Source organism: Streptomyces sp. YJ-C3, assembly GCF_053891275.1.
This window is the reverse complement of sequence record NZ_CM132685.1, coordinates 8,415,924-8,438,845: the sequence shown is the minus strand read 5'-3', so window position 1 is coordinate 8,438,845 and position 22,922 is coordinate 8,415,924. Positions and strand designations below refer to the sequence as shown.

Annotated in this window: 19 protein-coding genes and 1 pseudogene; 12 read left to right on the top strand and 8 right to left on the bottom strand. The window is 73.1% G+C overall.

The genetic code is table 11. The features are described from left to right. Window positions 1-114: 114 nt before the first annotated feature. The 9 genes and pseudogenes from ACVHNB_RS38220 to ACVHNB_RS38180 all read left to right on the top strand — a co-directional run. Window positions 115-429, top strand: a pseudogene (locus tag ACVHNB_RS38220) (MerR family DNA-binding protein); the annotation flags it as partial. A 66-nt stretch (window positions 430-495) separates the two neighbouring features. Continuing rightward, window positions 496-1,308 (top strand): TIGR03084 family metal-binding protein, encoded by an 813-nt coding sequence (locus tag ACVHNB_RS38215; RefSeq protein ID WP_456226935.1) that lies wholly within the window; start codon window positions 496-498, stop codon window positions 1,306-1,308. 59 nt (window positions 1,309-1,367) lie between these two features. Further along, a complete protein-coding gene (locus ACVHNB_RS38210) occupies window positions 1,368-3,017 on the top strand; it encodes an acyclic terpene utilization AtuA family protein (protein WP_456228995.1) in 1,650 nt (549 codons plus the stop codon). Beyond that, entirely contained in the window at window positions 3,014-4,612 is a 1,599-nt protein-coding gene (locus tag ACVHNB_RS38205) for an acyl-CoA carboxylase subunit beta (RefSeq protein WP_428954005.1), read from the top strand. The genes ACVHNB_RS38210 and ACVHNB_RS38205 overlap by 4 nt, the downstream gene beginning before the upstream one ends. An 8-nt stretch (window positions 4,613-4,620) precedes the next feature. Beyond that, window positions 4,621-6,486: an acetyl/propionyl/methylcrotonyl-CoA carboxylase subunit alpha gene (locus tag ACVHNB_RS38200; protein ID WP_456226934.1), complete on the top strand. Its 1,866-nt coding sequence runs from the start codon at window positions 4,621-4,623 to the stop codon at window positions 6,484-6,486. After that, window positions 6,483-7,655 carry an acyl-CoA dehydrogenase family protein gene (locus ACVHNB_RS38195; protein ID WP_428954007.1) on the top strand — a complete coding sequence of 391 codons (1,173 nt, stop codon included), beginning with the start codon at window positions 6,483-6,485 and terminating at the stop codon, window positions 7,653-7,655. Before ACVHNB_RS38200 ends, ACVHNB_RS38195 begins: the two co-directional genes overlap by 4 nt. Before the next feature lie 36 nt (window positions 7,656-7,691). Beyond that, window positions 7,692-9,254, top strand: a complete 1,563-nt coding sequence (locus ACVHNB_RS38190) for a 4-coumarate--CoA ligase family protein (protein WP_428957636.1) — start codon at window positions 7,692-7,694, stop codon at window positions 9,252-9,254. Then, window positions 9,254-10,006: an enoyl-CoA hydratase family protein gene (locus tag ACVHNB_RS38185; RefSeq protein WP_428954008.1), complete on the top strand. Its 753-nt coding sequence runs from the start codon at window positions 9,254-9,256 to the stop codon at window positions 10,004-10,006. The genes ACVHNB_RS38190 and ACVHNB_RS38185 overlap by 1 nt, the downstream gene beginning before the upstream one ends. Further along, the gene (locus ACVHNB_RS38180; RefSeq protein ID WP_428954009.1) at window positions 9,994-10,587 is read left to right on the top strand and encodes a TetR/AcrR family transcriptional regulator; all 594 of its coding nucleotides are present in this window, start codon (window positions 9,994-9,996) and stop codon (window positions 10,585-10,587) included. The genes ACVHNB_RS38185 and ACVHNB_RS38180 overlap by 13 nt, the downstream gene beginning before the upstream one ends. Window positions 10,588-10,718: 131 nt before the next feature. On the opposite strand, the gene ACVHNB_RS38175 is transcribed toward ACVHNB_RS38180, so the two are convergent. Further along, a complete protein-coding gene (locus ACVHNB_RS38175) occupies window positions 10,719-11,831 on the bottom strand; it encodes a citrate synthase 2 (protein WP_428954010.1) in 1,113 nt (370 codons plus the stop codon). 330 nt (window positions 11,832-12,161) lie between these two features. Between ACVHNB_RS38175 and pdxH the strand changes: the two genes are divergently transcribed. Further along, window positions 12,162-12,800: a pyridoxamine 5'-phosphate oxidase gene (pdxH, locus tag ACVHNB_RS38170; protein WP_428957637.1), complete on the top strand. Its 639-nt coding sequence runs from the start codon at window positions 12,162-12,164 to the stop codon at window positions 12,798-12,800. Here pdxH and ACVHNB_RS38165 read toward each other — a convergent pair. From ACVHNB_RS38165 to ACVHNB_RS38155, 3 genes are all read right to left on the bottom strand, one after another. Then, the gene (locus ACVHNB_RS38165) at window positions 12,790-12,918 is read right to left on the bottom strand and encodes a hypothetical protein (RefSeq protein ID WP_428954011.1); all 129 of its coding nucleotides are present in this window, start codon (window positions 12,916-12,918) and stop codon (window positions 12,790-12,792) included. The two genes, pdxH and ACVHNB_RS38165, sit on opposite strands and share 11 nt — an antisense overlap. Before the next feature lie 123 nt (window positions 12,919-13,041). Continuing rightward, complete coding sequence (locus tag ACVHNB_RS38160) at window positions 13,042-13,905, bottom strand: alpha/beta fold hydrolase (protein ID WP_428954012.1); 864 nt, start codon at window positions 13,903-13,905, stop codon at window positions 13,042-13,044. A 490-nt stretch (window positions 13,906-14,395) separates the two neighbouring features. Continuing rightward, window positions 14,396-15,088 carry a metal-dependent transcriptional regulator gene (locus ACVHNB_RS38155; RefSeq protein WP_428954013.1) on the bottom strand — a complete coding sequence of 231 codons (693 nt, stop codon included), beginning with the start codon at window positions 15,086-15,088 and terminating at the stop codon, window positions 14,396-14,398. Window positions 15,089-15,301: 213 nt separating this feature from the next. Here ACVHNB_RS38155 and ACVHNB_RS38150 point away from each other — a divergent pair, with 213 nt between their 5' ends. After that, window positions 15,302-16,066, top strand: a complete 765-nt coding sequence (locus ACVHNB_RS38150; protein WP_428954014.1) for an SIS domain-containing protein — start codon at window positions 15,302-15,304, stop codon at window positions 16,064-16,066. 11 nt (window positions 16,067-16,077) lie between these two features. Here ACVHNB_RS38150 and ACVHNB_RS38145 read toward each other — a convergent pair whose 3' ends face one another. The 4 genes from ACVHNB_RS38145 to ACVHNB_RS38130 form a co-directional block, all read right to left on the bottom strand. Then, entirely contained in the window at window positions 16,078-17,469 is a 1,392-nt protein-coding gene (locus tag ACVHNB_RS38145) for a PAS domain-containing protein (RefSeq protein ID WP_428954015.1), read from the bottom strand. Window positions 17,470-18,049: 580 nt separating this feature from the next. Continuing rightward, window positions 18,050-19,633 carry a transporter gene (locus ACVHNB_RS38140; RefSeq protein WP_428954016.1) on the bottom strand — a complete coding sequence of 528 codons (1,584 nt, stop codon included), beginning with the start codon at window positions 19,631-19,633 and terminating at the stop codon, window positions 18,050-18,052. Next, window positions 19,630-20,412 carry an ABC transporter ATP-binding protein gene (locus tag ACVHNB_RS38135; protein WP_428954017.1) on the bottom strand — a complete coding sequence of 261 codons (783 nt, stop codon included), beginning with the start codon at window positions 20,410-20,412 and terminating at the stop codon, window positions 19,630-19,632. Before ACVHNB_RS38135 ends, ACVHNB_RS38140 begins: the two co-directional genes overlap by 4 nt. 80 nt (window positions 20,413-20,492) lie before the next feature. Next, complete coding sequence (locus ACVHNB_RS38130) at window positions 20,493-21,203, bottom strand: bifunctional DNA primase/polymerase (RefSeq protein ID WP_456226933.1); 711 nt, start codon at window positions 21,201-21,203, stop codon at window positions 20,493-20,495. 279 nt (window positions 21,204-21,482) lie between these two features. On the opposite strand from ACVHNB_RS38130, the gene ACVHNB_RS38125 reads away from it, so the two are divergent. After that, on the top strand, window positions 21,483-22,871 hold the full coding sequence (locus tag ACVHNB_RS38125; RefSeq protein WP_428954019.1) for a tetratricopeptide repeat protein: 1,389 nt from the start codon (window positions 21,483-21,485) through the stop codon (window positions 22,869-22,871). Window positions 22,872-22,922 lie beyond the last annotated feature (51 nt).

Sequence of the window (22,922 nt, the reverse complement as noted above, 5' to 3'; positions counted from 1 at the left end):
CGATCGGTCCGCGGCCGTGACGACGGCGGTCGGCGCCGCGCCCGGGCGGCCGGTGAGCGCGGCCGCCCCGCACGTCCCGTCCTCACGGCGAGGGGCAGGCGTGGTGGTCGCCGGCTGCAGTACGTCCGCACCGCGCAGGCCCTCGGGTTCTCGCTCGCCGAGATCGCCCGCACGGGCCGGGAGCTGCGGGACGCCGCCGACAGCGCGGCGGCGCTGTCCGAGCTGTTCCGGGAGAAGATCCGCGTCGTCGACGCGCGGATCGCCGAACTCGCCTCCCTGCGCGCCGAACTGGTCGGCCGCGTCGACACCGGATGCCCGCTCCGGGCCTCCGGCCAGCGGGCCGCTGCCCCGCTGAGTCCGCCCGGACCGCTGCCCGCCCCTCGCCGGGACCGGCCGCGGCCCCCGAATTTTTCATGCAAGCACGCTTGATTGTTTCTGGTGGCGCTGCCATGCTCCCAGCACGCCGCACACCGCCGTGCCCCCAGGGAGCGCACCGTGTCCGAACCGCTGTCCGTGTACGACGACTTGCGGGACGAGAGTGAGGAACTCGACCGGCTCGTGGCCGAGTTGGAGCCCGGGCGGTGGCGGCTGGCCACGCCCGCGCCCCGCTGGACCGTCGCCCACCAGATCGCCCACCTCGCCTGGACGGACCGGGCCGCGCTGCTCGCCATGAGTGACGCCGAGGCGTTCGCCGGTGAGGTCGAGAAGGCGATCGCCGCTCCGGAGGCGTTCGTCGACGACGGGGCCGATGAGGGCGCCGCCCAGGAGCCCGGCGTGCTGCTCGCGCGCTGGCGGCAGGGGCGCGAGGAGCTGCAGGAGGTGCTGCGGAGCGCCGCCGCCGGTGGGACCAAGTTCCCCTGGTACGGGCCGCCCATGTCGGCCGCGTCCATGGCGACCGGGCGGCTCATGGAGACCTGGGCCCACGGGCAGGACGTCGCCGACGCGCTCGGCGTCGAGCGCCCGCCCACCAGTCGGCTGCGGCACGTCGCCCGGATCGGCGTCCGCGCCCGGAACTTCGCCTTCGCCGTGCACGGAATGCGGGCCCCCGACTCCGAGTTCCGCGTCGAACTCGTCGCAGCGGACGGTGAGGTGTGGACGTACGGACCCGAGGACGCCGCGCAGCGCGTCACCGGGCCCGCCCTCGACTTCTGCCTGCTCGTCACCCAGCGCGCCCACCGCGCCGACCTCGCCGTACGCGCCGAGGGCCCCGACGCCGACCGCTGGCTCGACATCGCGCAGGCCTTCGCCGGGCCGCCCGGCAAGGGCCGCGAGGCCAAGGGCCGCGAGTCCGAGGGGGGCGCCGAGTGAGCCGGGCGCCGCTGCGGATAGGCAACGCCTCCGGGTTCTACGGCGACCGTTTCGACGCCATGAGGGAGATGCTGAGCGACGGGCCGCTCGACGTCCTCACCGGCGACTATCTCGCCGAGCTGACCATGCTGATCCTGGGCCGCGACCGGCTCAAGGACCCGGGGCGCGGCTATGCCCGTACCTTCCTGCGGCAGCTGGAGGAGTGCCTCGGGCTCGCCGTCGAGCGCGGCACCAGGATCGTGGCGAACGCCGGAGGGCTCAACCCCGCTGGACTCGCGTCCGCCGTGCGGGAGTTGAGTGTCAAGCTGGGCATCCCCGTGCGGGTCGCCCACGTCGAGGGCGACGACCTGCTCGGCACCGGCCGCTTCCCCGGCGCCCTCACCGCCAACGCCTACCTCGGCGGCGCCGGCATCACCGCCTGCCTGGAGGCCGGCGCCGACATCGTGGTCACCGGCCGCGTCACCGACGCCGCGCTCGTCAGCGGTCCCGCCGCCTGGCACTTCGGCTGGGGCTACGAGGGCCGGGCCGCGTACGACCGGCTGGCCGGGGCCGTCGTCGCCGGGCACGTCCTGGAGTGCGGGACGCAGGCGACCGGCGGGAACTACTCCCGATTCGCCCGGCACGCGGACCGGCTGGCCCGTCCCGGGTTCCCCCTCGCCGAGATCCACGAGGACGGGTCCGCCGTCGTCACCAAGCACCCCGGCACCGGCGGCCTCGTCGACACCGGCACCGTCACCGCCCAGCTGCTGTACGAGACCGGGGGCGCCCGGTACGCGGGGCCCGACGTCACCGCCCGGCTCGACTCCGTCCGGCTGGAACAGCAGGGCCCCGACCGGGTCCGTGTCCACGGCGTACGCGGCGAGGCGCCGCCGCCCACCCTGAAGGTCGGCCTGAACCGGCTCGGCGGATTCCGCAACGAGGTCGTGTTCGTGCTCACCGGGCTCGACATCGACGCCAAGGCCGCCCTCGTCCGGCAGCAGATGGACGACGCCTTCGGGCGCGCCGTGTCCCGTCCCGAGCAGGTGCGGTGGGAGCTGGCGCGGACCGACCGGCCCGACGCCGGCACCGAGGAGACCGCGAGCGCCCTGCTGCGGCTCGTCGTGCGCGACCGGGACCAGAACGCCGTCGGGCGGGCGCTGAGCGGCGCCGCCGTGGAGCTGGCCCTCGGCTCCTACCCCGGCTTCCACGTCACCGCCCCGCCCGGCAAGGGCTCCCCGTACGGCGTCTTCGAGGCCGCGTTCGTCGAGCGCGGCGACGTCCCGCACGTCGCCGTTCTCCCGGACGGCGTGCGGCACGTCGTCCCGCCGCACGAAGGTCCCACCCGGGCCCCGGCCCCCGTCGACGAGCCCGCCCTGCCCGAGCCGCTGCCCGCCGGGCCCACCCGCCGCGCGCCCCTCGGGCTCGTCGCCGGGGCCCGCAGCGGCGACAAGGGCGGCGACGCCAACATCGGCATCTGGGCGGACAGCGACGACGCGTGGCGCTGGCTCGCCCACACCCTCACCGTCGACGTGCTGCGCCAACTCCTGCCGGAGACAGCCGACTTGCCTGTCACCCGGCACGTGCTCCCGAACCTCCGCGCCCTGAACTTCACCGTCGAGTCCATCCTCGGCGAGGGCGTCGCCGCGCAGGCCCGCTTCGACCCGCAGGCCAAGGGCCTCGGCGAATGGCTGCGCTCCCGCCACCTCGACATACCGGAGGCTCTGCTGTGACCGTCCTGGCCAGCGCCCTGGACACCCGGTCCGACGACTACGCCGCCCATCGCGCCGCCCTCCTCGACAAGCTGACCGCACTCGACACCGAGCACGCGAAGGCGCTGGCCGGTGGCGGCGAGAAGTACGTCCAACGGCACCGCGGGCGCGGCAAGTTGCTCGCCCGCGAACGCATCGAGCTGCTCCTCGACCCCGACACGCCCTTCCTGGAGCTGTCGCCGCTCGCCGCCTGGGGCAGCGACTACACCGTGGGCGCCTCCCTCGTCACCGGGATCGGGGTCGTCGAGGGCGTGGAGTGCCTGATCACCGCGAACGACCCGACCGTACGCGGCGGCGCCAGCAACCCCTGGTCCCTGAAGAAGGCCCTGCGCGCCAACGAGATCGCGTACGCCAACCGGCTGCCCTGCATCTCCCTCGTCGAGTCCGGCGGCGCCGATCTGCCGTCCCAGAAGGAGATCTTCATCCCGGGCGGCGCGATCTTCCGCGACATCACCCGGCTGTCCGCCGCCGGCATCCCGACCGTCGCCGTCGTCTTCGGCAACTCCACGGCCGGCGGCGCCTACATCCCCGGCATGTCCGACCACGTGATCATGGTCAAGGAGAAGGCGAAGGTGTTCCTCGGCGGGCCGCCGCTGGTGAAGATGGCCACCGGCGAGGAGAGCGACGACGAGTCGCTGGGCGGCGCCGAGATGCACGCCCGCACCTCCGGCCTCGCCGACTACTTCGCCCACGACGAGCAGGACGCGATCCGGCAGGCCCGCCGCGTCGTCGCCCGCCTCAACCACCGCAAGGCGTACGGCGATCCACAGCTTGTGGAGCCGCCCAAGTACGACCCCGAGGAGCTGCTCGGGATCGTGCCCGAGGACCTGAAGGTGCCGTTCGACCCGCGCGAGGTCATCGCCCGGATCGTCGACGGCTCCGACTTCGACGAGTTCAAGCCGCTGTACGGGTCCAGCCTCGTCACCGGATGGGCCGCCCTGCACGGCTATCCCGTCGGCGTCCTCGCCAACGCCCAGGGCGTGCTGTTCAGCGAGGAGTCGCAGAAGGCCGCCCAGTTCATCCAGCTCGCCAACCAGCGCGACATCCCCCTCCTCTTCCTCCACAACACCACCGGCTACATGGTCGGCAAGGAGTACGAGCAGGGCGGCATCATCAAGCACGGCTCGATGATGATCAACGCGGTCTCCAACTCCCGCGTCCCGCACCTGTCCGTGCTGATGGGCGCCTCGTACGGCGCCGGGCACTACGGCATGTGCGGGCGGGCCTACGACCCGCGCTTCCTGTTCGCCTGGCCCAGCGCCAAGTCCGCCGTCATGGGCCCGCAGCAGCTCGCGGGCGTCCTGTCGATCGTGGCCCGCCAGTCCGCCGCCGCAAAGGGGCAGCCGTACGACGACGACGCGGACGCCGCGCTGCGCGCCATGGTGGAGCAGCAGATCGAGTCGGAGTCGCTGCCGATGTTCCTGTCCGGGCGGCTCTACGACGACGGGGTCATCGACCCGCGCGACACCCGCACCGTCCTCGGCATCTGCCTGTCCGCGATCCACACCGCACCGTACGAGGGCGCCCGCGGCGGCTTCGGCGTCTTCCGGATGTGAGGGGCCAAATGATCACCAGTGTGCTCGTCGCCAACCGCGGCGAGATCGCCTGCCGTGTCTTCCGCACCTGCCGTGACCTGGGCATTCGTACGGTCGCCGTGCACTCGGACCCGGACGCGGACGCGCTGCATGTGCGCGCGGCGGACCTCGCCGTACGGCTCCCGGGCGCCACCCCCGCCGACACGTACCTGCGCGCCGACCTCGTCGTGAAGGCCGCCCTGGACGCGGGCGCCGACGCCGTCCACCCCGGCTACGGCTTCCTGTCCGAGAACGCCGACTTCGCGCGGGCCGTCACCGACGCCGGGCTCGTCTGGATCGGGCCGCCGCCCGAGGCGATCGAGGCCATGGCGTCCAAGACCCGCGCCAAGGAACTGATGGGCATCGCGCCGCTCGGTGACGTCACCGAGGCGGACCTGCCGGTCCTCGTGAAGGCCGCCGCCGGCGGCGGCGGACGCGGCATGCGGGTCGTACGGCGACTGGCCGACCTGAAGGAAGAGCTGGCGGCCGCGGGGGCCGAGGCGCTGTCCGCCTTCGGGGACGGCGAGGTGTTCGTCGAGCCGTACGTCGAGGGCGGGCGGCACGTCGAGGTGCAGGTGCTCGCCGACGCGCACGGCACCGTGTGGCAGCTCGGCACCCGCGACTGCTCGCTGCAGCGCCGCCATCAGAAGGTGATCGAGGAGGCGCCCGCGCCGGGTCTCACCCCCGAACTCACCTCTGATGTCCATGAGTTGGCCGAGCGGGCCGTGCGGGCCACCGGGTACGTGGGTGCCGGGACCGTCGAGTTCCTCGTGGCCGGTGACACCGCGCACTTCCTGGAGATGAACACCCGGCTCCAGGTCGAACACCCCGTCACCGAGGCCGTGTTCGGGCTCGACCTCGTCGCGCTGCAGCTGCGGGTCGCCGAGGGCGAGCCGCTCGACTCCGAGCCTCCGGCGCCGCGCGGGCACGCCGTCGAGGCCCGCCTGTACGCCGAGGACCCGGCCGCCGGGTTCGCCCCGCAGACCGGAACCCTGCACCGGCTGTCCGTCCCCGGGAGCGTGCGGCTCGACACCGGGTACACCGACGGCGACACCATCGGCGTGCACTACGACGCCATGCTCGCCAAGGTCGTCGCGCACGCGCCCACCCGCGCCGCCGCCGTCCGTGCCCTCGCCGGGGCCCTGGAGCGTGCCGAGGTGCACGGCCCGGTGACCAACCGGGACCTGCTCGTCCGCTCCCTGCGCCACCCCGAGTTCACCGACGGGCGCATGGACACCGGGTTCTACGAGCGGCACCTCGCCGAGCTGACGGCCCCGGAGCCGGACCCGTACGCGCCGCTGGCCGCCGCTCTCGCCCAGGCCCGCGGGCACTCGCGCTTCGGCGGCTTCCGCAACGTCCCCGCGCGGCCCCAGACCAAGCGCTACCGCACCGAACCGGACGGCACCGAGCACGAGGTCCGCTACCGGCACACCCGCGACGGCCTGAGCGCGGACGACGACGCGGGCGTACGCGTCGTGCACGCCGCACCGGACCGGGTGGTCCTCGACGTGGGCGGCGTACAGAAGAAGTTCGCCGTCGCCGCCTACGGGGACCGGGTGTACGTGAACGGCGTCGCCCTCACCGCCCTGCCCCGGTTCACCGACCCGAGCGAGCAGCGCGCCCCCGGCTCGCTGCTCGCCCCGATGCCCGGCACCGTCGTCCGCGTCGCCGAAGGGCTCGCCGAGGGCGTCGCCGTCACCGCCGGACAGCCCCTGATCTGGCTGGAGGCCATGAAGATGGAGCACCGCATCACCGCTCCCGCCTCCGGAACGCTCACCGCCCTGCACGCCGCCGTCGGCCGCCAGGTCGAGGTGGGTTCCCTGTTGGCCGTAGTCGTGGAGGAAACGCCCGCATGAGCACTGACCGAGTCGTTCTCGAAACCGAAGAGCACCAGGCGCTGCGCGCGGCCGTCTCGGCGCTCGGCAAGCGGTTCGGCCGCGACTACATGACCCGGGTCACCGCCGCCGAGGGCCACCCCGAGGAACTGTGGGCCGAGGCCGCCAAGCTCGGCTACCTCGGCGTCAACCTCCCGGAGGAGTACGGGGGAGGAGGCGGCGGAATCAGCGAACTCTCCATCGTGTTGGAGGAGTTGGGGGCCGCCGGCTCGCCCCTGCTGATGATGGTCGTGTCGCCCGCGATCTGCGGCACCGTGATCTCCCGGTTCGGCACCGAGGAGCAGAAGCGGGCCTGGCTGCCGGGGCTCGCCGACGGCAGCCGCACCATGGCCTTCGGCATCACCGAACCCGACGCCGGATCCAACTCGCACCGGATCACCACCACCGCCCGCAAGGACGACGACGGCTCGTGGGTGCTGACCGGCCGCAAGGTGTTCATATCCGGCGTCGACATCGCCGACGCCACCCTCATCGTGGGCCGCACCTCCGACGCCCGCACCGGCCGGCTCAAGCCCTGCCTGTTCATCGTCCCGCGGGACACGCCCGGCTTCGAGCGCCGGCAGATCGACATGGAACTCCAGGCTCCGGAGAAGCAGTTCGAACTGACCCTTGACGACGTGCGGCTACCCGCCGACGCTCTCGTGGGTGACGAGGACGCGGGCCTGCTCCAGCTGTTCGCCGGGCTCAACCCGGAGCGCGTGATGACCGCCGCGTTCGCCATCGGCATGGGCCGCTTCGCGCTCGCCCGCGCCGTCGGATACGCCCGCGAGCGCACCGTGTGGAAGGACCCCATCGGCGCCCACCAGGCCATCGCCCACCCCCTCGCCCAGGTCCACATCGAACTGGAACTGGCCCGCCTGATGATGCAGAAGGCGGCCCGCCTGTACGACGAGGGCGACGACATCGGCGCCGGCGAGGCCGCCAACATGGCCAAGTACGCGGCCGCCGAGGCCTGCGTGCGCGCCGTCGACCAGGCCGTGCACACACTCGGCGGCAACGGCCTCACCCGCGAGTTCGGCCTCGCCTCCCTCATCACCGGATCACGCGTGGCGCGCATCGCCCCGGTGAGCCGGGAGATGATCCTCAACTACGTGTCCCACCAGACCCTGGGTCTGCCCAAGTCGTACTGAGCACAACTGCCCTTCTTCGAAGAGGAGTTCAGCATGGTGTTCCGGAGTGAGTACGAGGACGCAGCCGTCGTCGACGAGCCCATTCACGACGCCGTGCTCGGGGGTGCCGCCGCCCGCGGCGACGCCCCCGCCCTCGTCGACGCGGTGGCCGGCACGACGATCACGTACGCCCAGCTCGACCAGTTCCATCGCAGAGTGGCCGCCGGGCTCGCCGGGGCGGGCGTCCGCAAGGGCGACGTCGTGGCCCTGCACAGCCCCAACACGGTCGCCTACCCGGTGGCGTTCTACGGCGCCACCCGCGCGGGCGCCTCCGTGACGACGGTCCATCCGCTGGCCACGCCCGAGGAGTTCGCGAAGCAGCTGCGGGACTCCGCCGCGAGCTGGATCGTCACCGTCACCCCGCTGCTGGAGGCGGCCCGGGCCGCGGCCGGCATCGCGGGCGGCGTACGGGAGATCTTCGTCTGTGACCCGCCGGGCGACAGCGGCCACCGCTCGCTGCTCGACATGCTCGCCACGGACGCTCCCGAGCCGGCCGTCGCGATCGACCCGGCCGAGGACGTGGCGGCGCTGCCGTACTCCTCGGGCACCACCGGCGTCCCCAAGGGCGTCATGCTCACCCACCGCAACATCGCCACGAACCTCGCCCAGCTGGAACCCCTGATCCCGACCCACCAGGGCGAGCGCGTCCTCGCGGTCCTGCCGTTCTTCCACATCTACGGCCTGACCGCCCTCATGAACGCCCCGCTGCGACAGGGCGCGACCGTGGTCGTCCTGCCCCGCTTCGACCTCGACACGTTCCTCGCCGCGATCGAGAAGCACCGCATCGACGCGCTGTACGTGGCCCCGCCGATCGTCCTCGCCCTCGCCAAACACCCGGCCGTCGAGGGCTACGACCTGTCGTCGCTGCGGTACATCATCAGCGCGGCGGCGCCCCTGGACGCCGACCTCGCGCAGGCCTGCTCGCGCCGCCTCGGCCTGCCGCCCGTCGGCCAGGCCTACGGCATGACGGAACTCTCGCCCGGTACGCACGTCGTCCCCCTGGCGGCCGAGAACCCGCCGCCGGGCACCGTCGGCAAGCTGATCGCGTCGACCGAGATGCGGCTGCTGTCCCTGGACGACCCGGCGAAGGACGCCGCCCCCGGCGAACCCGGCGAGATCCTCATCCGCGGCCCGCAGGTCATGAAGGGCTACCTCGGCCGCCCCCAGGCCACCGTCGACATGATCGACCGCGACGGCTGGGTGCACACCGGGGACGTCGGCGAGGTCGACGGCGACGGCTGGCTGTTCGTCGTCGACCGCGTCAAGGAACTCATCAAGTACAAGGGCTTCCAGGTCGCCCCCGCCGAGCTGGAAGCGGTGCTCCTCACCCACGACGGCATCGCGGACGCGGCGGTCATCGGCGTCCTCGACGACGACGGCAACGAGATCCCGAAGGCGTTCGTGGTGCGCGCCGACCCCGCCCTGAGCGAGACGGACGTGACGGCGTACGTCGCCGAGCGCGTCGCCCCGTACAAGAAGATCCGCCGCGTCGCGTTCATCGACGGGGTGCCGCGCGCGGCCTCCGGGAAGATCCTGCGCCGCCAACTGAGGGAGAGCTGATGCCGGCCGGCAATCTCGTCCACTACGCCCACACCCGCGGCGTCACCACGCTCACCCTGGACTCGCCCGCCAACCGCAATGCCCTGTCCTCGGCCCTCGTCGGCGAACTCGCCGAGCGGCTCGCCCGGGCCGGGAAGGACCACGACGTACGCGCCGTGGTCCTCACCCACACCGGCACCACGTTCAGCGCGGGCGCCGATCTGCGTGATCCGCCCGACCCGGACGCGCTGGTGGGCCTGCTCCGCCGGCTCGTCGAGCTGCCCAAGCCGGTGGTGGCCCGGGTCGACGGACACGTCAGGGCGGGCGGCCTCGGGCTGCTCGGCGCCTGCGACATCGCCGCGGCCTCGGCGGCGTCGACCTTCGCCTTCACGGAGGTACGCATCGGCGTCGCCCCCGCAGTGATCTCCCTGCCGCTGCTGCCGCGTCTGGACCCGCGCGCGGTGGCCCGCTACTACCTGACGGGGGAGAGGTTCGACGCGGCCGAGGCCTCTCGGATCGGACTCGTGACGGTGGCCTCGGCGCCGGACGAGGACGTGGACGGCGTACTGGAACCGGTCCTCGACGGGCTGCGCAGGGCCTCCCCGCAGGGCCTGGCCGAGACGAAGAAGCTGCTCACGGTTAAGGTCCTGGAAGCCTTCGACCGGGACGCGCGGGCGCTCACCGGGCTGTCGGCGCGGCTGTTCGGCTCCGCGCAGGCTCACGAAGGGATGACGGCCTTTCTCGAACGACGGGACCCCGCATGGGTGTTGTGACCCCACGTGCCGTGACGGCACCGAAGCAGGACCGCTCGCGCGCCACCCGGCAGAAGCTCCTGGAATCGGCGGTGGCGTGCCTGGCCGAACGCGGCTGGTCCGGCTCCACGGTGTCCGTCGTCGCCGAACACGCCGGGGTCTCGCGGGGCGCGGCCCAGCACCACTTCCCGACCCGCGAGGACCTGTTCACGGCCGCCGTCGAGTACGTCGCCGAGGAACGCTCGGTCGCGCTGCGGGGCCTGCGCCCGCAGGGCCGCTCCGAGGCGGTCGCGGCCCTGGTCGACCTCTACACCGGGCCGCTGTTCCGGGCGGCCCTGCACCTGTGGGTCGCCGCGTCGCACGAGCCCCAGCTGAGCGACCGGGTCGCCGAACTGGAGGCCCGGGTCGGCCGCGAGACGCACCGCATCGCCGTCGAGCTGCTGGACGCGGACGAGTCCGTGCCCGGGGTGCGGGAGACCGTGCAGGGGCTGCTGGACATGGCGCGCGGCCTCGGGCTGGCGAATCTGCTGACGGACGACAGGGCGCGGCGGGAGCGGGTCGTCTCCGAGTGGGGCGGGATCGTGGAGCGGGTGCTGGGCTGAGCGGGGCCGTCGCTCGGGTGAGTTCCCCGCGCCCCTGAGATGGCGCACGGAGTGCGCATCTGCGGGGGTGCGGGGAACCGCGCGACCGGCCACGACGAACCCGCAGTCGCGAACGGTCGCAGACTCCCGGGCTATTGGGCGATGTCGGCGTAGCCCTCGATGTCCTGGGGCGGACGGGACGCCGGTCCCACATAACGCGCCGAGGGACGCACAAGCCGCCCCGTCCGCTTCTGCTCCAGCACATGCGCCGACCATCCCGCCGTACGGGCACACGTGAACATGGACGTGAACATATGGGCCGGCACCTCGGCGAAGTCGAGCACGATCGCCGCCCAGAACTCCACGTTCGTGGCGAGCACCCGGTCGGGCCGCCGCGCGTGCAGCTCGGCCAGCGCCGCCTTCTCCAGCGCCTCGGCCACCTCGAACCGCGGGGCGCCCAGTTCCCGGGCCGTCCGGCGCAGCACCCGCGCACGCGGGTCCTCGGCGCGGTACACCCGGTGCCCGAAGCCCATCAGCCGCTCGCCCTTGTCGAGCGCCTTGCGGACGTACGCGTCGGCGTCCCCGGTCCGCTCGATCTCCTCGATCATGCCGAGGACGCGGGAGGGCGCGCCGCCGTGCAGCGGCCCGGACATGGCGCCGACGGCACCGGACAGCGCCGCGGCGACGTCCGCGCCGGTCGAGGCGATGACGCGGGCGGTGAACGTGGAGGCGTTCATGCCGTGCTCGGCGGCGGAGGTCCAGTACGCGTCGACGGCCGCGACGTGCTTGGGGTCCGGCTCCCCGCGCCAGCGGATCATGAACCGTTCGACGACGGACTGCGCCTTGTCGATCTCGCTCTGCGGCACCATCGGCAGGCCCTGCCCGCGCGCGGACTGCGCGACGTAGGACAGGGCCATGACGGCGGCGCGGGCGAGGTCGTCACGGGCCTGCTTCTCGTCGATGTCGAGCAGCGGCTTGAGGCCCCAGACGGGCGCGAGCATGGCGAGCGCCGACTGCACGTCGACGCGGATGTCCCCGGAGTGGACGGGGATCGGGAACGGCTCGGCCGGCGGCAGGCCCGGGTTGAAGGCGCCGTCGACCAGCAGCCCCCAGACGTTCCCGAACGACACGTGGCCGACGAGATCCTCGATGTCGACGCCCCGGTACCGCAGGGCGCCGCCCTCCTTGTCCGGTTCGGCGATCTCCGTCTCGAAGGCGACGACTCCCTCGAGGCCAGGTACAAAGCCGGGGTCGAAGTCGGACATCAGGCGGCTCCTCTTGATGCGTGGACTGTGCTGCATGAGTGACGGATGCGCGGTCGCACAGGACTCGCGCTCCGGGTCGGTCACACCCGTGATGCCCCGTACGGCACGCGGTCACCCAACCGGCAGGCGGACCGTTTCGGCATCGTTTCGGCACCAGGAAGATAACCCTCGGTGCCACAGATGGCGAGAGTTCGCGGCACTCAGTGCCATGTTTCACTCCGTGCGTGTCCGTTCGGCGTCTCGCGGCCATCGCCCGTACGGCAGGATGACGCCGTGACCGCCCACGACGACGTCGAATCAGCGCCCGGTGCCGAACCCGATCCCGCCGCCATGCGGGAGCAGTACCGCACCCGCGACGGCGGGCTCCTGGAGTCCGATCTCGCCGCGCACCCGATGGAACAGTTCACGCGCTGGTTCAAGCAGGCGGCGGCCCCCGGCTCCCCGCTCGCCGAGCCGAACGCGATGGTCGTCTCCACGGCCGACGCCGAGGGGCGGCCCAGCTCCCGCACGGTGCTGCTGAAGTCGTACGACGACGAGGGCTTCGTCTTCTACACCAACTACGGCTCCCGCAAGGCCCGGGACCTCGCCGCGAACCCGCACATCGGGCTGCTGTTCCCCTGGCACCCGATGAGCCGTCAGGTCCTCGTCACCGGGACGGCGGCGCGTACCTCCCGGCGGGAGACGGAGGAGTACTTCCACTCGCGGCCGCACGGGTCCCAGCTGGGCGCCTGGGCCAGCGCGCAGTCCTCCGTGATCGCGTCGCGGGGCGAACTGGACGCGGCGTACGAGGAATTGGTCCGGCGCTGTCCGGAGGGCGCGGAGGTTCCCGTGCCGCCGCACTGGGGTGGCTTCCGGGTCGTCCCCGAGACGGTGGAGTTCTGGCAGGGCCGCGAGAACCGTCTGCACGACCGGCTCCGCTTCGTCTGTGCCGGGCCCGGCGTCTGGCGCGTCGAGCGGCTCAGCCCGTGACGAGCGCTGCGCTTTCGCCGTAGGCGTGCGGGGTGTGCCGGCGGGTGCGGGTCCGGTGGGGGCTGGTCGCGCAGTTCCCCGCGCCCCTGGAGAGGCCCACTTCGTGCGCCGTCTCCATCGGAGAAGGCTGCGTCCAGCGCATGCCTTCAGGGGCGCGGGGAACTGCGCGACCGGCCACGACGCAACCCGCATCCGCCGACGAACTCGAAGGTTCCACGGCGAAAGGGCGCCCCCGGCCCGCCTAGAGCTCGGCCAGGACCCCGTCGAGGAACGGCTCGATCGCCGCGCGCCACGCGTCCGGCTGGTCGTAGTGGACGAGATGCCCGGCGTCGGCCACCTCCGCGTACTCGCCCCGCGGCAGCACCCGCACCATCTCCTGCGCCTCCGCCCGCCCCAGCTGCCCGTCGAGCCCGCGCAGCACGAGCGTCGGGCACTGCACGGCGGCCAGCTCCTCCCAGTGCGCGTCGTACACCCACGTCGAGCGCGCCTGGAGCATCTGGCGCCGGGAGAACACCGGCCGCCAGCCGTCCGGGGTCTCGGTCATCACCTCGGCGTAGAACTCGCCGCGCGACGGATTGGGCCGCTCCACCCAGGGGTCGTCCTCGCCGAACCACTTGCGGACGTCCGCGAGCGTGGCGAACGGCAGCGGCCAGGCCTTGAACCAGTCCTCCCACTCCCGCTGGGAGGCGGCGCCGAGCGCCGAGGCCCGCATGTCGCAGATGACCAGTCCGCGGACGAGATCGGGTCTGCGGGCGGCGAGCTGCCAGGCCGTGAGCGCCCCCATGGAGTGCCCGATGAGGACGGCGGGCTCCAGGCCCAGCTGCACCAGCGCCGCCTCCGCGTCCAGCACGTACGCCTCCCGGTCGAACGGCCCCTGCGGGGGCTTGTCGCTCTGACCGTGCCCGCGCTGGTCCAGGGCGACCGCCCGGTGCCGCTCGGCGAGCCAGCGCGTGGTGCCGGCCCAATGGGACGCCCGGCCCATCAGGCCGTGCAGTAACAGGACTCCGGGGGTGCGCCCGGCCTCGCCCGTCTTGGGCGGGTCGGCGAACTCCCAGGCGGCCAGGCGGACCCCGCCCGCTCCGGTCACGTCGATGCGCCGCGCCATAGGCCCTGGCACCCCCTCGTGGTCGCGCCTGCAGTCGCGTACCCGCGCACGCTATCGAACCTTTATTCGAAAGCGTGGCGCTCTTCGGTAACACCCCTCGTTTGAGTGACAACGCTCAAGGAATGACCGGCGCCGCCGAGGGGATCTCTTTCTCGGGAGGCGGACCGCTCGGGGAAATCGGTCCGGAGGGGATGACCCTGGGAGCTCGGGGCTCCGGGTCAGAACAGGGGAGGACAGGCCCCGGCGCCGTAGGGCGCCGGGGCCCTCCGCTGCGATCGGCCCCCGCGCCCCCCGGCCGTGCCGTGTCCCGAACGGCAGGTCCATACCTGCCCCCCTCCGGTCATATGCCTCACGCGACAGCCTGGCACGCGGAGCGTCCGGCCGCTGCGATTCCGCACAGGGAATCTGGCTTTCTGTACGAACGTGTCGCGCGCACGAAAGCAAACCAACTGCCCCGCACATCACGGCAGTTGACGGCGGGGTGCCGGGATCAGCGCTTGGCCACGAAGACGTGCGAGGCGATGTCCGCCTCCAGCTCCGCCGCTTCCCCGCTGCTGCCCACCAGGACGCCGCCCGGCGACTGCGTGACGCTGACCACCGAACCGGGCTGCACGCCCGCCCGGCGCAGCGTGTACATCAGCTGCGCGTCCGTCTGGATCGGCTCGCCGATGCGCCGTACGACGACCGTCTTGCCGTCCGCCCCCGCGTCCAGGTCGGCGAGCGAGACCATGCCCTCGTCCAGGAACGGGTCCGCCCCGTCCTTCTCGCCCAGCTCCTCCAGGCCCGGGATGGGGTTCCCGTACGGCGACTCCGTCGGGTGCCGCAGCAGCTCCAGGACCCGCCGCTCCACGGCCTCGCTCATCACGTGCTCCCAGCGGCACGCCTCCGCGTGCACCTGCTCCCACTCCAGGCCGATCACGTCGACCAGCAGGCACTCGGCGAGCCGGTGCTTGCGCATCACGCGGGTGGCGAGCCGGCGCCCCTCGTCGGTCAGCTCCAGGTGCCGGTCGGCGGCGACGGCCACCAGGCCGTCCCGCTCCATACGGGCCACGGTCTGGCTGACCGTCGGGCCGCTCTGGTCGAGCCGCTCGGCGATCCGGGCGCGCATGGGGACCACACCTTCCTCTTCCAGCTCGAGGATGGTGCGGAGGTACATCTCCGTGGTGTCGATCAGTCCGGACATACGTGCCCCTCGTGTAGCTCTCTGCTCCGCAGCGGCTCCGCTGGCTCGCCGCGTCGCTCGTGCGCTGGCCCTGCCCCCAATTCTGACGCATAGCGCTGACAACCGTCCCGCGCCGGGGAAACCATGGCCCGACAGGGCCCGGAAGCGTATTGACACGGCCCTGGTCCAGACCGCACCGTGATCCGCGACACCACGACTCAAGGGGCTACGCCGATGAGCGAGAGCAAGCTGGCCGCGCAGTACCTCGACGCCGCGATCGGCCGCCTGCAGCGGGTCCGCGACGAGGAGCTGGAGAACATCACCGCGGCCGGCACCCTGCTGGCCGACACCGTCGTCGCGGGCGGCCGCCTCTTCGCCTTCGGCGCGGGCCACTCCTCGCTCGCCGCGCAGGACGTCGTCTACCGCGCCGGCAGCCTGGCCCTGATGAACCTGCTGGCCGTCCCCGGCGCCGTCGGCGTGGACGTCATGCCGGCCACGCTCGGCTCGGCCCTGGAGCGGGTCGACGGCCTGGCGGCGGCGGTCCTGGACTCCAGCCCCGCCAAGGCGGGCGACGCCCTCGTCATCATCTCCCTCTCCGGGCGCAACGCCCTGCCCGTCGAGATGGCGATGAACGCCCGGGCGCTCGGCCTGAAGGTCATCGGCGTGACCTCCCTCGCGTACGCGGGCGGGCCCGACGCCCCGAAGTCCCGCCACGTCTCCGGCACGTACCTGCGCGACCACTGCGACATCGTCCTCGACTCGAAGATCGAGGTGGGCGACGCGGAGCTCACCCACGACGGCGTCGACGCCCCCTTCGCCTCGGCCTCCACGATCACCACCAGCGCCCTGATGCAGGCGACGCTGGCCACCTGCGCCACGTCCCTCGCCGACCGCGGCGTCCAGCCGCCCCTGCTCCGCTCGGGCAACGTGGACGGCGGCCACGACTGGAACGCCAAGGTCTTCGCGGAGTACGGCGACCGCATCTTCTACCAGTACTGACCCGGCCCCGGTCAGCGCGGGCCGGCGCCCCCGGGCGGGCCCGCGGAGGCCAGGTCCACCGCGGCGGCGATCCGTACGGCCACGCTCTCCGCGTACATGGCGTCCCCGCGCTCGAACCGGGCCCGGCTCGTCCCGCGCAGGAACGTCACCACGCCCAGCGTCCGCCCCCGGCTGCGCAGCACCGCGCACAGCGCGTACACGGTCCCCTCCGGCCACTGCCGGGCCGACGCCCATTCCGCGGCCCCGGGACCGCCCGCCTGCGGGACACCGGCCCGCACGGAACCGGCCCGGTCCACGCACTGGAGCGCCGGATGCCCCTCCGCGTACCGGACCGGCAGCGCGCCCCGGGTCACGAGCAGGCTCGGCCCCGGCGCGCCCGACGGCGTGGCGGCCGCCCGCACCAGCCGCACCGGCTCCTCGCTCACCAGCAGGTCGATCACGGCGTGGTCGGCGAACCCGGCCAGCGCGAAGTCCAGGTGCACGGTCGCCGCCTCGGCCGGATCCTCGCACTCGGCGGCGGCCCGCGCCGCGCGGTGCAACTGGTGCGACCGGAAACGGAGCTGCGCGGCCTCCTGCTCGGTCTGCTTGGCCTCGGTCACGTCCTGGAACAGCCAGCCGACGCCCAGCGGCACCGGCTCCTCGGTCAGCGGCGAGGCCAGCCGTACGAAGCCGCTCCGCCAGCATCTGCGCTCCTGCCGCCCCTCCGGCAGCCGCAGCGTCACCCACACCTCCATGGGCGACGGCGGCGCGCCTTCCGCCAGCACGTGGGCGAGGGCGCTCTCCAGCTCCTCCACGCCCTGGGAGATCAACTCGCCCAGCGGGCGGCCCAGTACGGCGGTGCGGCCGGAGCCCAGGGCCCGCGCGGCGTGCGCGTTCACCACGGCGGGCCGCAGGTCGGCGTCGACCAGGACCACGCCCCACGCGGCGTCCTCGAACAGGGCCTCGCTCAACGCGATGGACCGCTCCAGGTCGATCTGCGCGTGCACCTCGCTGAAGGCGCAGTACACCCCGGCGGGCTTCCCGTCGGGACCCCGCACGGCGGCCGACTGCGTACGGACGAGAACCCGCCCGCCCTCCTTGGTGACCAGCGCGAACTCGTTCACCTGCCGCCCCGGGGCGTGCATCGCGGCCAGCAGCCGTCCCTGCACCTCGTCCGCGTCGGCGGACCGCACGGCCCACCCGGCGAACCCGCTGCGGCCCACGGCCTCCTCCGCCGACCAGCCCAGGATCCGCTCGGCCTCCCGGTTCCAATGGGTCACGAGCCCGTCGGCATCGAAGGCGCACAGGGCGGCATCCATGCCGTCCAGCAGCGCGGCCAACAGATCGGCCCCGTCCGGCCCGTCACGCTCGGGCTCGTCGGGCCCGAGCGCATCGGTGGTCCCACTACGCCGGGAAGCACTCACCTGGCACCCCCTGCAGGCTGTGTCGGCGCGACGACGCCTTCGTACTCCTTCAGATCATTCAACTCGAACGTGACGCATCCCACACGGAGTTCGGTCAACTTTACGGAATCCGATAAGCGCACCGGTCCAGCATGCCCCCTCTGACCACCACCCCCGACGGCCGCCCTGTCCCGGCACCCCGCGATCCCCAGCTCCGCCCTCACCCTTGGCCGCGGCCACGCCGATCTGTTGCGGGAGGCGATCGACGGGGTGGCCGGGGCGTGAGGGCTGGTTCTCCCAAGGTCTCGAAAAAGCGGTTGAGAGCTGTCCCATCGGTTCCTAGGCTGGGGGACACAGAGGAGAGGAGGTGGTTCGGAGCATGTATGCACGCCGGACGTCTGAGGTGACTGCGGGCTAGCGGCCCGTCGTCGCGTCTCGAATTCGGCGCCGGACCCGCACGTGAGTTGTGCGTGCAGCCGGCCCTATTCCCAAGCAGTCACCCGACCCGCGAGCTGCCGGTACGTCCGGCCGGCTTCCGACCGTCTCGTACGGGAGGAACCACGGCTCGCGGGTCGTCTGCGTTCCAGGGCCCGGACGGGGCCTAACCCTTGCTGACCGCCGCCAGGATCTCCGGCAGCCGCGCCGCCGTGCGCGGGGCCGCCAGGCGCAGGCCGAAAAGCGTCGCCGCCGCGCCGTAGGCCGCGCCGACCGGTAGCAGGATCCAGGACCAGGAGTCGGCGCCCGTCGCGTGCAGGGTGATCGTGAGCGCGAGGACGGGGGCGCAGAGCAGGGCCGCGGCGACCATGCCGCCGAAGATGGAGATCCAGGCGAGGCCGGCCTGCCCCGGGGCGACGTTCTTGTAGCCCTCCTGCGGGATCGAGTACGGGAAGCGGGCCGAGGACCAGGCGCCCGTCGCGAGCATCGCGCCCAGCAGCGCGAAGGAGAGACCCAGCACCTCCGGGAGGTCCGCCCAGGCGCCGAGCATCGCCGTGGTGATCACGGTGACCAGCGTGGCGTACGGGAGGGTGATCAGGAGCAGCGCCAGGGCGCGGGCCCGCAGTTCGACGTACGCGTCACGGGGCGAGGCGATCGTCATCGCCACCATCCAGAAGGCGGAGGTGTCCTGCCCGAACTGGTTGTACATCTGGATACCGAGCATGCCGGACGCGAAGCACGCGAAGTAGACGGAGCCGGTGCCCTGGAGGGCGTTGAAGACCGGGACGATCAGGCCGATGGCGAGGGACGTGATCCAGGCGGCCTTCGTCTTCGGGTCGCGCCACACGTAGCGCAGGCTGCGTTCCATGACCGTGCCGGTACGCCCGGCGGGCAGCAGGCGGCGGCCGCTCGTGCGGCGCGGCCCGCGCCGGCCGGGCTCCGCGGCCTGCAGCGTCGAGCCGTCCGGGGACGTCATCAGCCGGGTCAGGGCCCGCCGCCAGACGCCGAGCACCGCGGCCAACCCCGCCAGGCAGAGCGCCAGTCGGACCGCGGCCGTCCCGTACGCGCCGTCGCCGGCCGCGTCGACCGCGCCGATCGCCGACGCGGGCGGCACCCAGCGCAGCACGTCCGCGACGGGGTCGAGCGCCCCCACCCCGCCCGCCGAACCGAGCCGCTGCGCACCGAAGTTGACGAGCTGGGCGCCGATCGCGACGACGAGGCCGCTGAGGACGGCGAGATCGCGGCCCTTGCGGCTGGTGAGCAGCCGGATGTTGGCGGCGGCGACGGCCCGGGCGAGAGCGACGCAGGTGAGGACGGTGAGGGGGACCGCGAACACGGCGACGACCGCGGCCGCGGCCCCGTGCGCGACGGCGTACCCCGCACCGCCCGCGAGGCAGAGCGTGAACAGCGGGCCGATGCCGACGAGCGAGGCCACGAGCAGCCCGCGCACCAGCGGATCGGGGCGCAGCGGCAGCATCACGAGGCGGGTCGGGTCGAGGGTCTCGTCGCCGCTGGGGAAGAACAGGGGGAGCACCGCCCAGCCGAGCGCGAGCAGCGCCGTGAGGAGGACGCCGACGGTGGCGGCGTGCGTGTTCCCGTGCAGGAGGACGAGGCCGAGGAGCTGGAGCGCGGCGATCAGCAGGACGACGAGGACCGAGGCGATGTACGCGGCGCGGCGCCCGGCGGACTGCCGCAACCCGTTGCGCAGCAGGGCCAGTTTGAGCTGGACGAGCACCCGGGTCGGTGTCATCGCTCGCCGCCCAGCCAGTCCAGGGAGCCGCCGCCGTCCCGCCCGTTCGCCCCGACGAGCTCCAGGAACGCCTCCTGCAGCGACGCCGCGTCGCCCTTCACCTCCGCGAGCGTCCCGTGTGCCCGGATGCGGCCCGCGGCCATCACGGCGACCCAGTCGCACAGCGATTCCACCAGCTCCATCACGTGCGAGGAGAAGACGACCGTGGCCCCGGCCCGGGTGAAGCGTTCCAGGACGCCGCGGATGGTCTGGGCGGAGACCGGGTCGACGCCCTCGAACGGCTCGTCCAGGAAGAGGACTTCGGGGTTGTGGAGGAGGGCCGCGGCGAGGCCGATCTTCTTGCGCATGCCGGTCGAGTAGTCGACGACCAGTTTGTGCTGGGCCGAGGAGAGGTCGAGCACGTCCAGGAGCTGCGCGGCGCGCTTGTCGACCTCCGCGCCGGGCAGACCGCGCAACCTGCCCGTGTACGCGAGGAGTTCATGCCCCGAGAGGCGCTCGAAGAGGCGCAGGCCCTCCGGCAGCACGCCGATGCGGGCCTTGACCTCGGCCGGGTCGGCCCAGACGTCGTGGCCCGCGACGTGCACGGTGCCACGGTCGGGCCGGAGCAGTCCGGTGACCATGGACAGGGTGGTGGTCTTGCCGGCCCCGTTCGGGCCGACGAGTCCGATGAACCTGCCCGCGGGAAGGGCCAGTTCGATGCCGGCGACCGCGGTCTGCCGGCCGAAGGACTTCCACAGGTCGTGTACGCGTACGGCTGCTGGTTCCTCGGCCGGGGTCAACTGGGTCCGCCCTTCGTCGGCGTCGTCGTGCGTCTGCGCACGATACGTCGGCCGGGAGCCGGGGCCGGGGAGGCGAGGCGCTACTTGCGGCGCCCTTCGCGGCCGCACGCGTACGCCAGCGGGGAGATCAGCTCCTCGGCGTCCGGCAGCCAGCGGTTCGCGGCGGTGGGGCGGCACGCCCACTGGGCCGCGCCCTGGCTGCCGAAGCGGGTCGGGGGCGCGGCGACGTACCCGCCCTCGCCGAGCGCCACCAGATCGAGGGAGGCCGGCGGCCAGCCCAGCTTCCGGACCAGGTCGGGGACCTTGAGGGTGGCGCCGGGCAGCACGAAGAACTGCATGCGCCGGTCCGGGGTGCAGGTGACGGGGCCGAGGGTGAGCTCCATGCGTTCCATGCGGGCCAGCGCGAGGAACCCGGCGGTCTCCGGCACGTCGATCGCGTCGAACGTACGGCCCGTGGGGAGCAGGATCGACGCCTTGGGCTGCTTCGACCACAGGCGGCGGGCCACGGTCGCGCTGCCGGTCGCCTGCGTGGCCCAGTCGGGGCGCGCGGGGTGGGCGCCGGGCGCCGTGCACCGGTCGTCGCCGCACGAGCAGCGCTGGACGCCGTCGTCGAACTCCAGCCAGGTGCCGGGGAACACGTCCCAGTGCCGCTCTTCCGCGTAGCGCACGGCCGTTTCGAGGAGGGATTCGCCGCGCTGCTGGGGGATCTGTCCGGCAGCTGCGACGGGTGAGGTGACGTCCGAGGTGCCTGCGATGGTCTCTTCCACGACGTTCTCAACTACCTGCGCCATCTGGGGTTACGGGCGCACGCAAGGGCGGCGCGGGAGCATCGTTCCCGCATGTGGGGCGCATGGATGCACGGGCGGGGGCGCGCGGGCGAGGCGGCAGCGGGGCGTGGGTAGTGCGGTGAGGGAACGAGGGGGAGACCGGGGAAGAGGCGCCGCCACGCCATGTGCACGGTTTGATACCCGTTTGTGGCGCATCTTCCGTTTCTCCGCCGGGCAGTGATCCAATACCCGGCTGTGATCGGCAGCCGGGCACCGGGAGACGGGCACAGCAGGGGGTACGCCATGGCCGCACGGCCACTCGTCGCGCGACAGCCCAACGAACGTCTACAGGCGCTCATCCAGGAGGCGGGCTGCTCGAACGCGGGCCTGGCACGCCGGGTCAACATGTGCGGAGCGGAACACGGTCTCGATCTGCGCTACGACAAGACGTCGGTGGCGCGCTGGCTGCGCGGGCAGCAGCCACGCGGCCGGGCGCCCGGCATCATCGCCGAGGCCCTCGGCCGGAAACTCGGCCGCACCGTGACGATCGACGAGATCGGCATGGCCAACGGGAAGAACCTGGCCTCCGGGGTCGGGCTGCAGTTCTCGCCGACCGTGCTCGGCGCCATCGAGCAGGTCTGTGAGCTGTGGCGGAGCGACGTCGGGCGCAGGGACTTCCTGTCCGGGTCGTCCGTCGCGTCGTCGGCGCTGGTCGAGCCGAGCCGGGACTGGCTGATCTCGGTGCCCGACTCGCAGGTCGCGCGGGCCGCGGGACCACGCGTCGGGATGTCCGACGTGGCGGCCGTGCGGGCGATGACGCAGGCGCTGACCGACCTGGACCACCAGTACGGCAGCGGCCATGTGCGCCCGGTGGTGGTGCACTACCTGAACAGCGTGGTCAGCGGGCTGCTCGCCGGGTCGTACCGGGAGTCCGTGGGGCGTGAACTGTTCGCCGCCGTCGCGCGGTTGACGGAGCTCGCCGGGTACATGGCGGTCGACACCGGGCAGCCGGGTCTCGCCCAGCGCTACTACATCCAGGCGCTCAGGCTGGCCCAGGCGGCCGGGGACCGCGGCTACGGCGGGTACGTACTGGCCGCGTCCATGAGTCACTTGGCGGCGCAGCTCGGCACTCCGCGCGAGATCGCCCAACTGGCGCGCGCCGCCCAGGAGGGGGCGCGCGGTCGGGTGACGCCGCGCGCGGAGGCGATGTTCCACGCCGCCGAGGCGCGCGGCCACGCGCTCCTCGGGGACGCCGTGGCCGCACAGGCCGCGTCCAGCAAGGCCGTTGCCGCGATGGAGCGGGCCGACGGGCGGGCCGACTCCGGCGACGACCCGGTGTGGATCGGCCATTTCGACCACGCCTATCTGGCCGATGAACTCGCGCACTGCCACCGGGACCTGGGCCAGTCGCGGGACGCGGCGAGGTGCGCGCAGGAGTCGCTCGACGGGCACCCGGAGTCGCGGGCCAGGCGTCGCGCCATCGGGCTCGTCCTGCTGGCCACGGCGCAGGTGCAGCAGCGCGAGGTGGAACAGGCCTGCCATACGGGACTTCGGGCCGTGGAGCTGCTGGGCACGCTGCGCTCGAACCGGGGCGCGGAGTACCTGGAGGACTTCAGGGACCGGCTCGAACCGTTCCGGGAGGAGTCCGTGGTGCGGGAGTTCGGGGCGCGGGTGGAGCTGCAGGCGGCGTAGCCGGGGCCGGTTCGCCGCCGGTTCGTCTTATCAGCGTGCGACCGGCTTGTT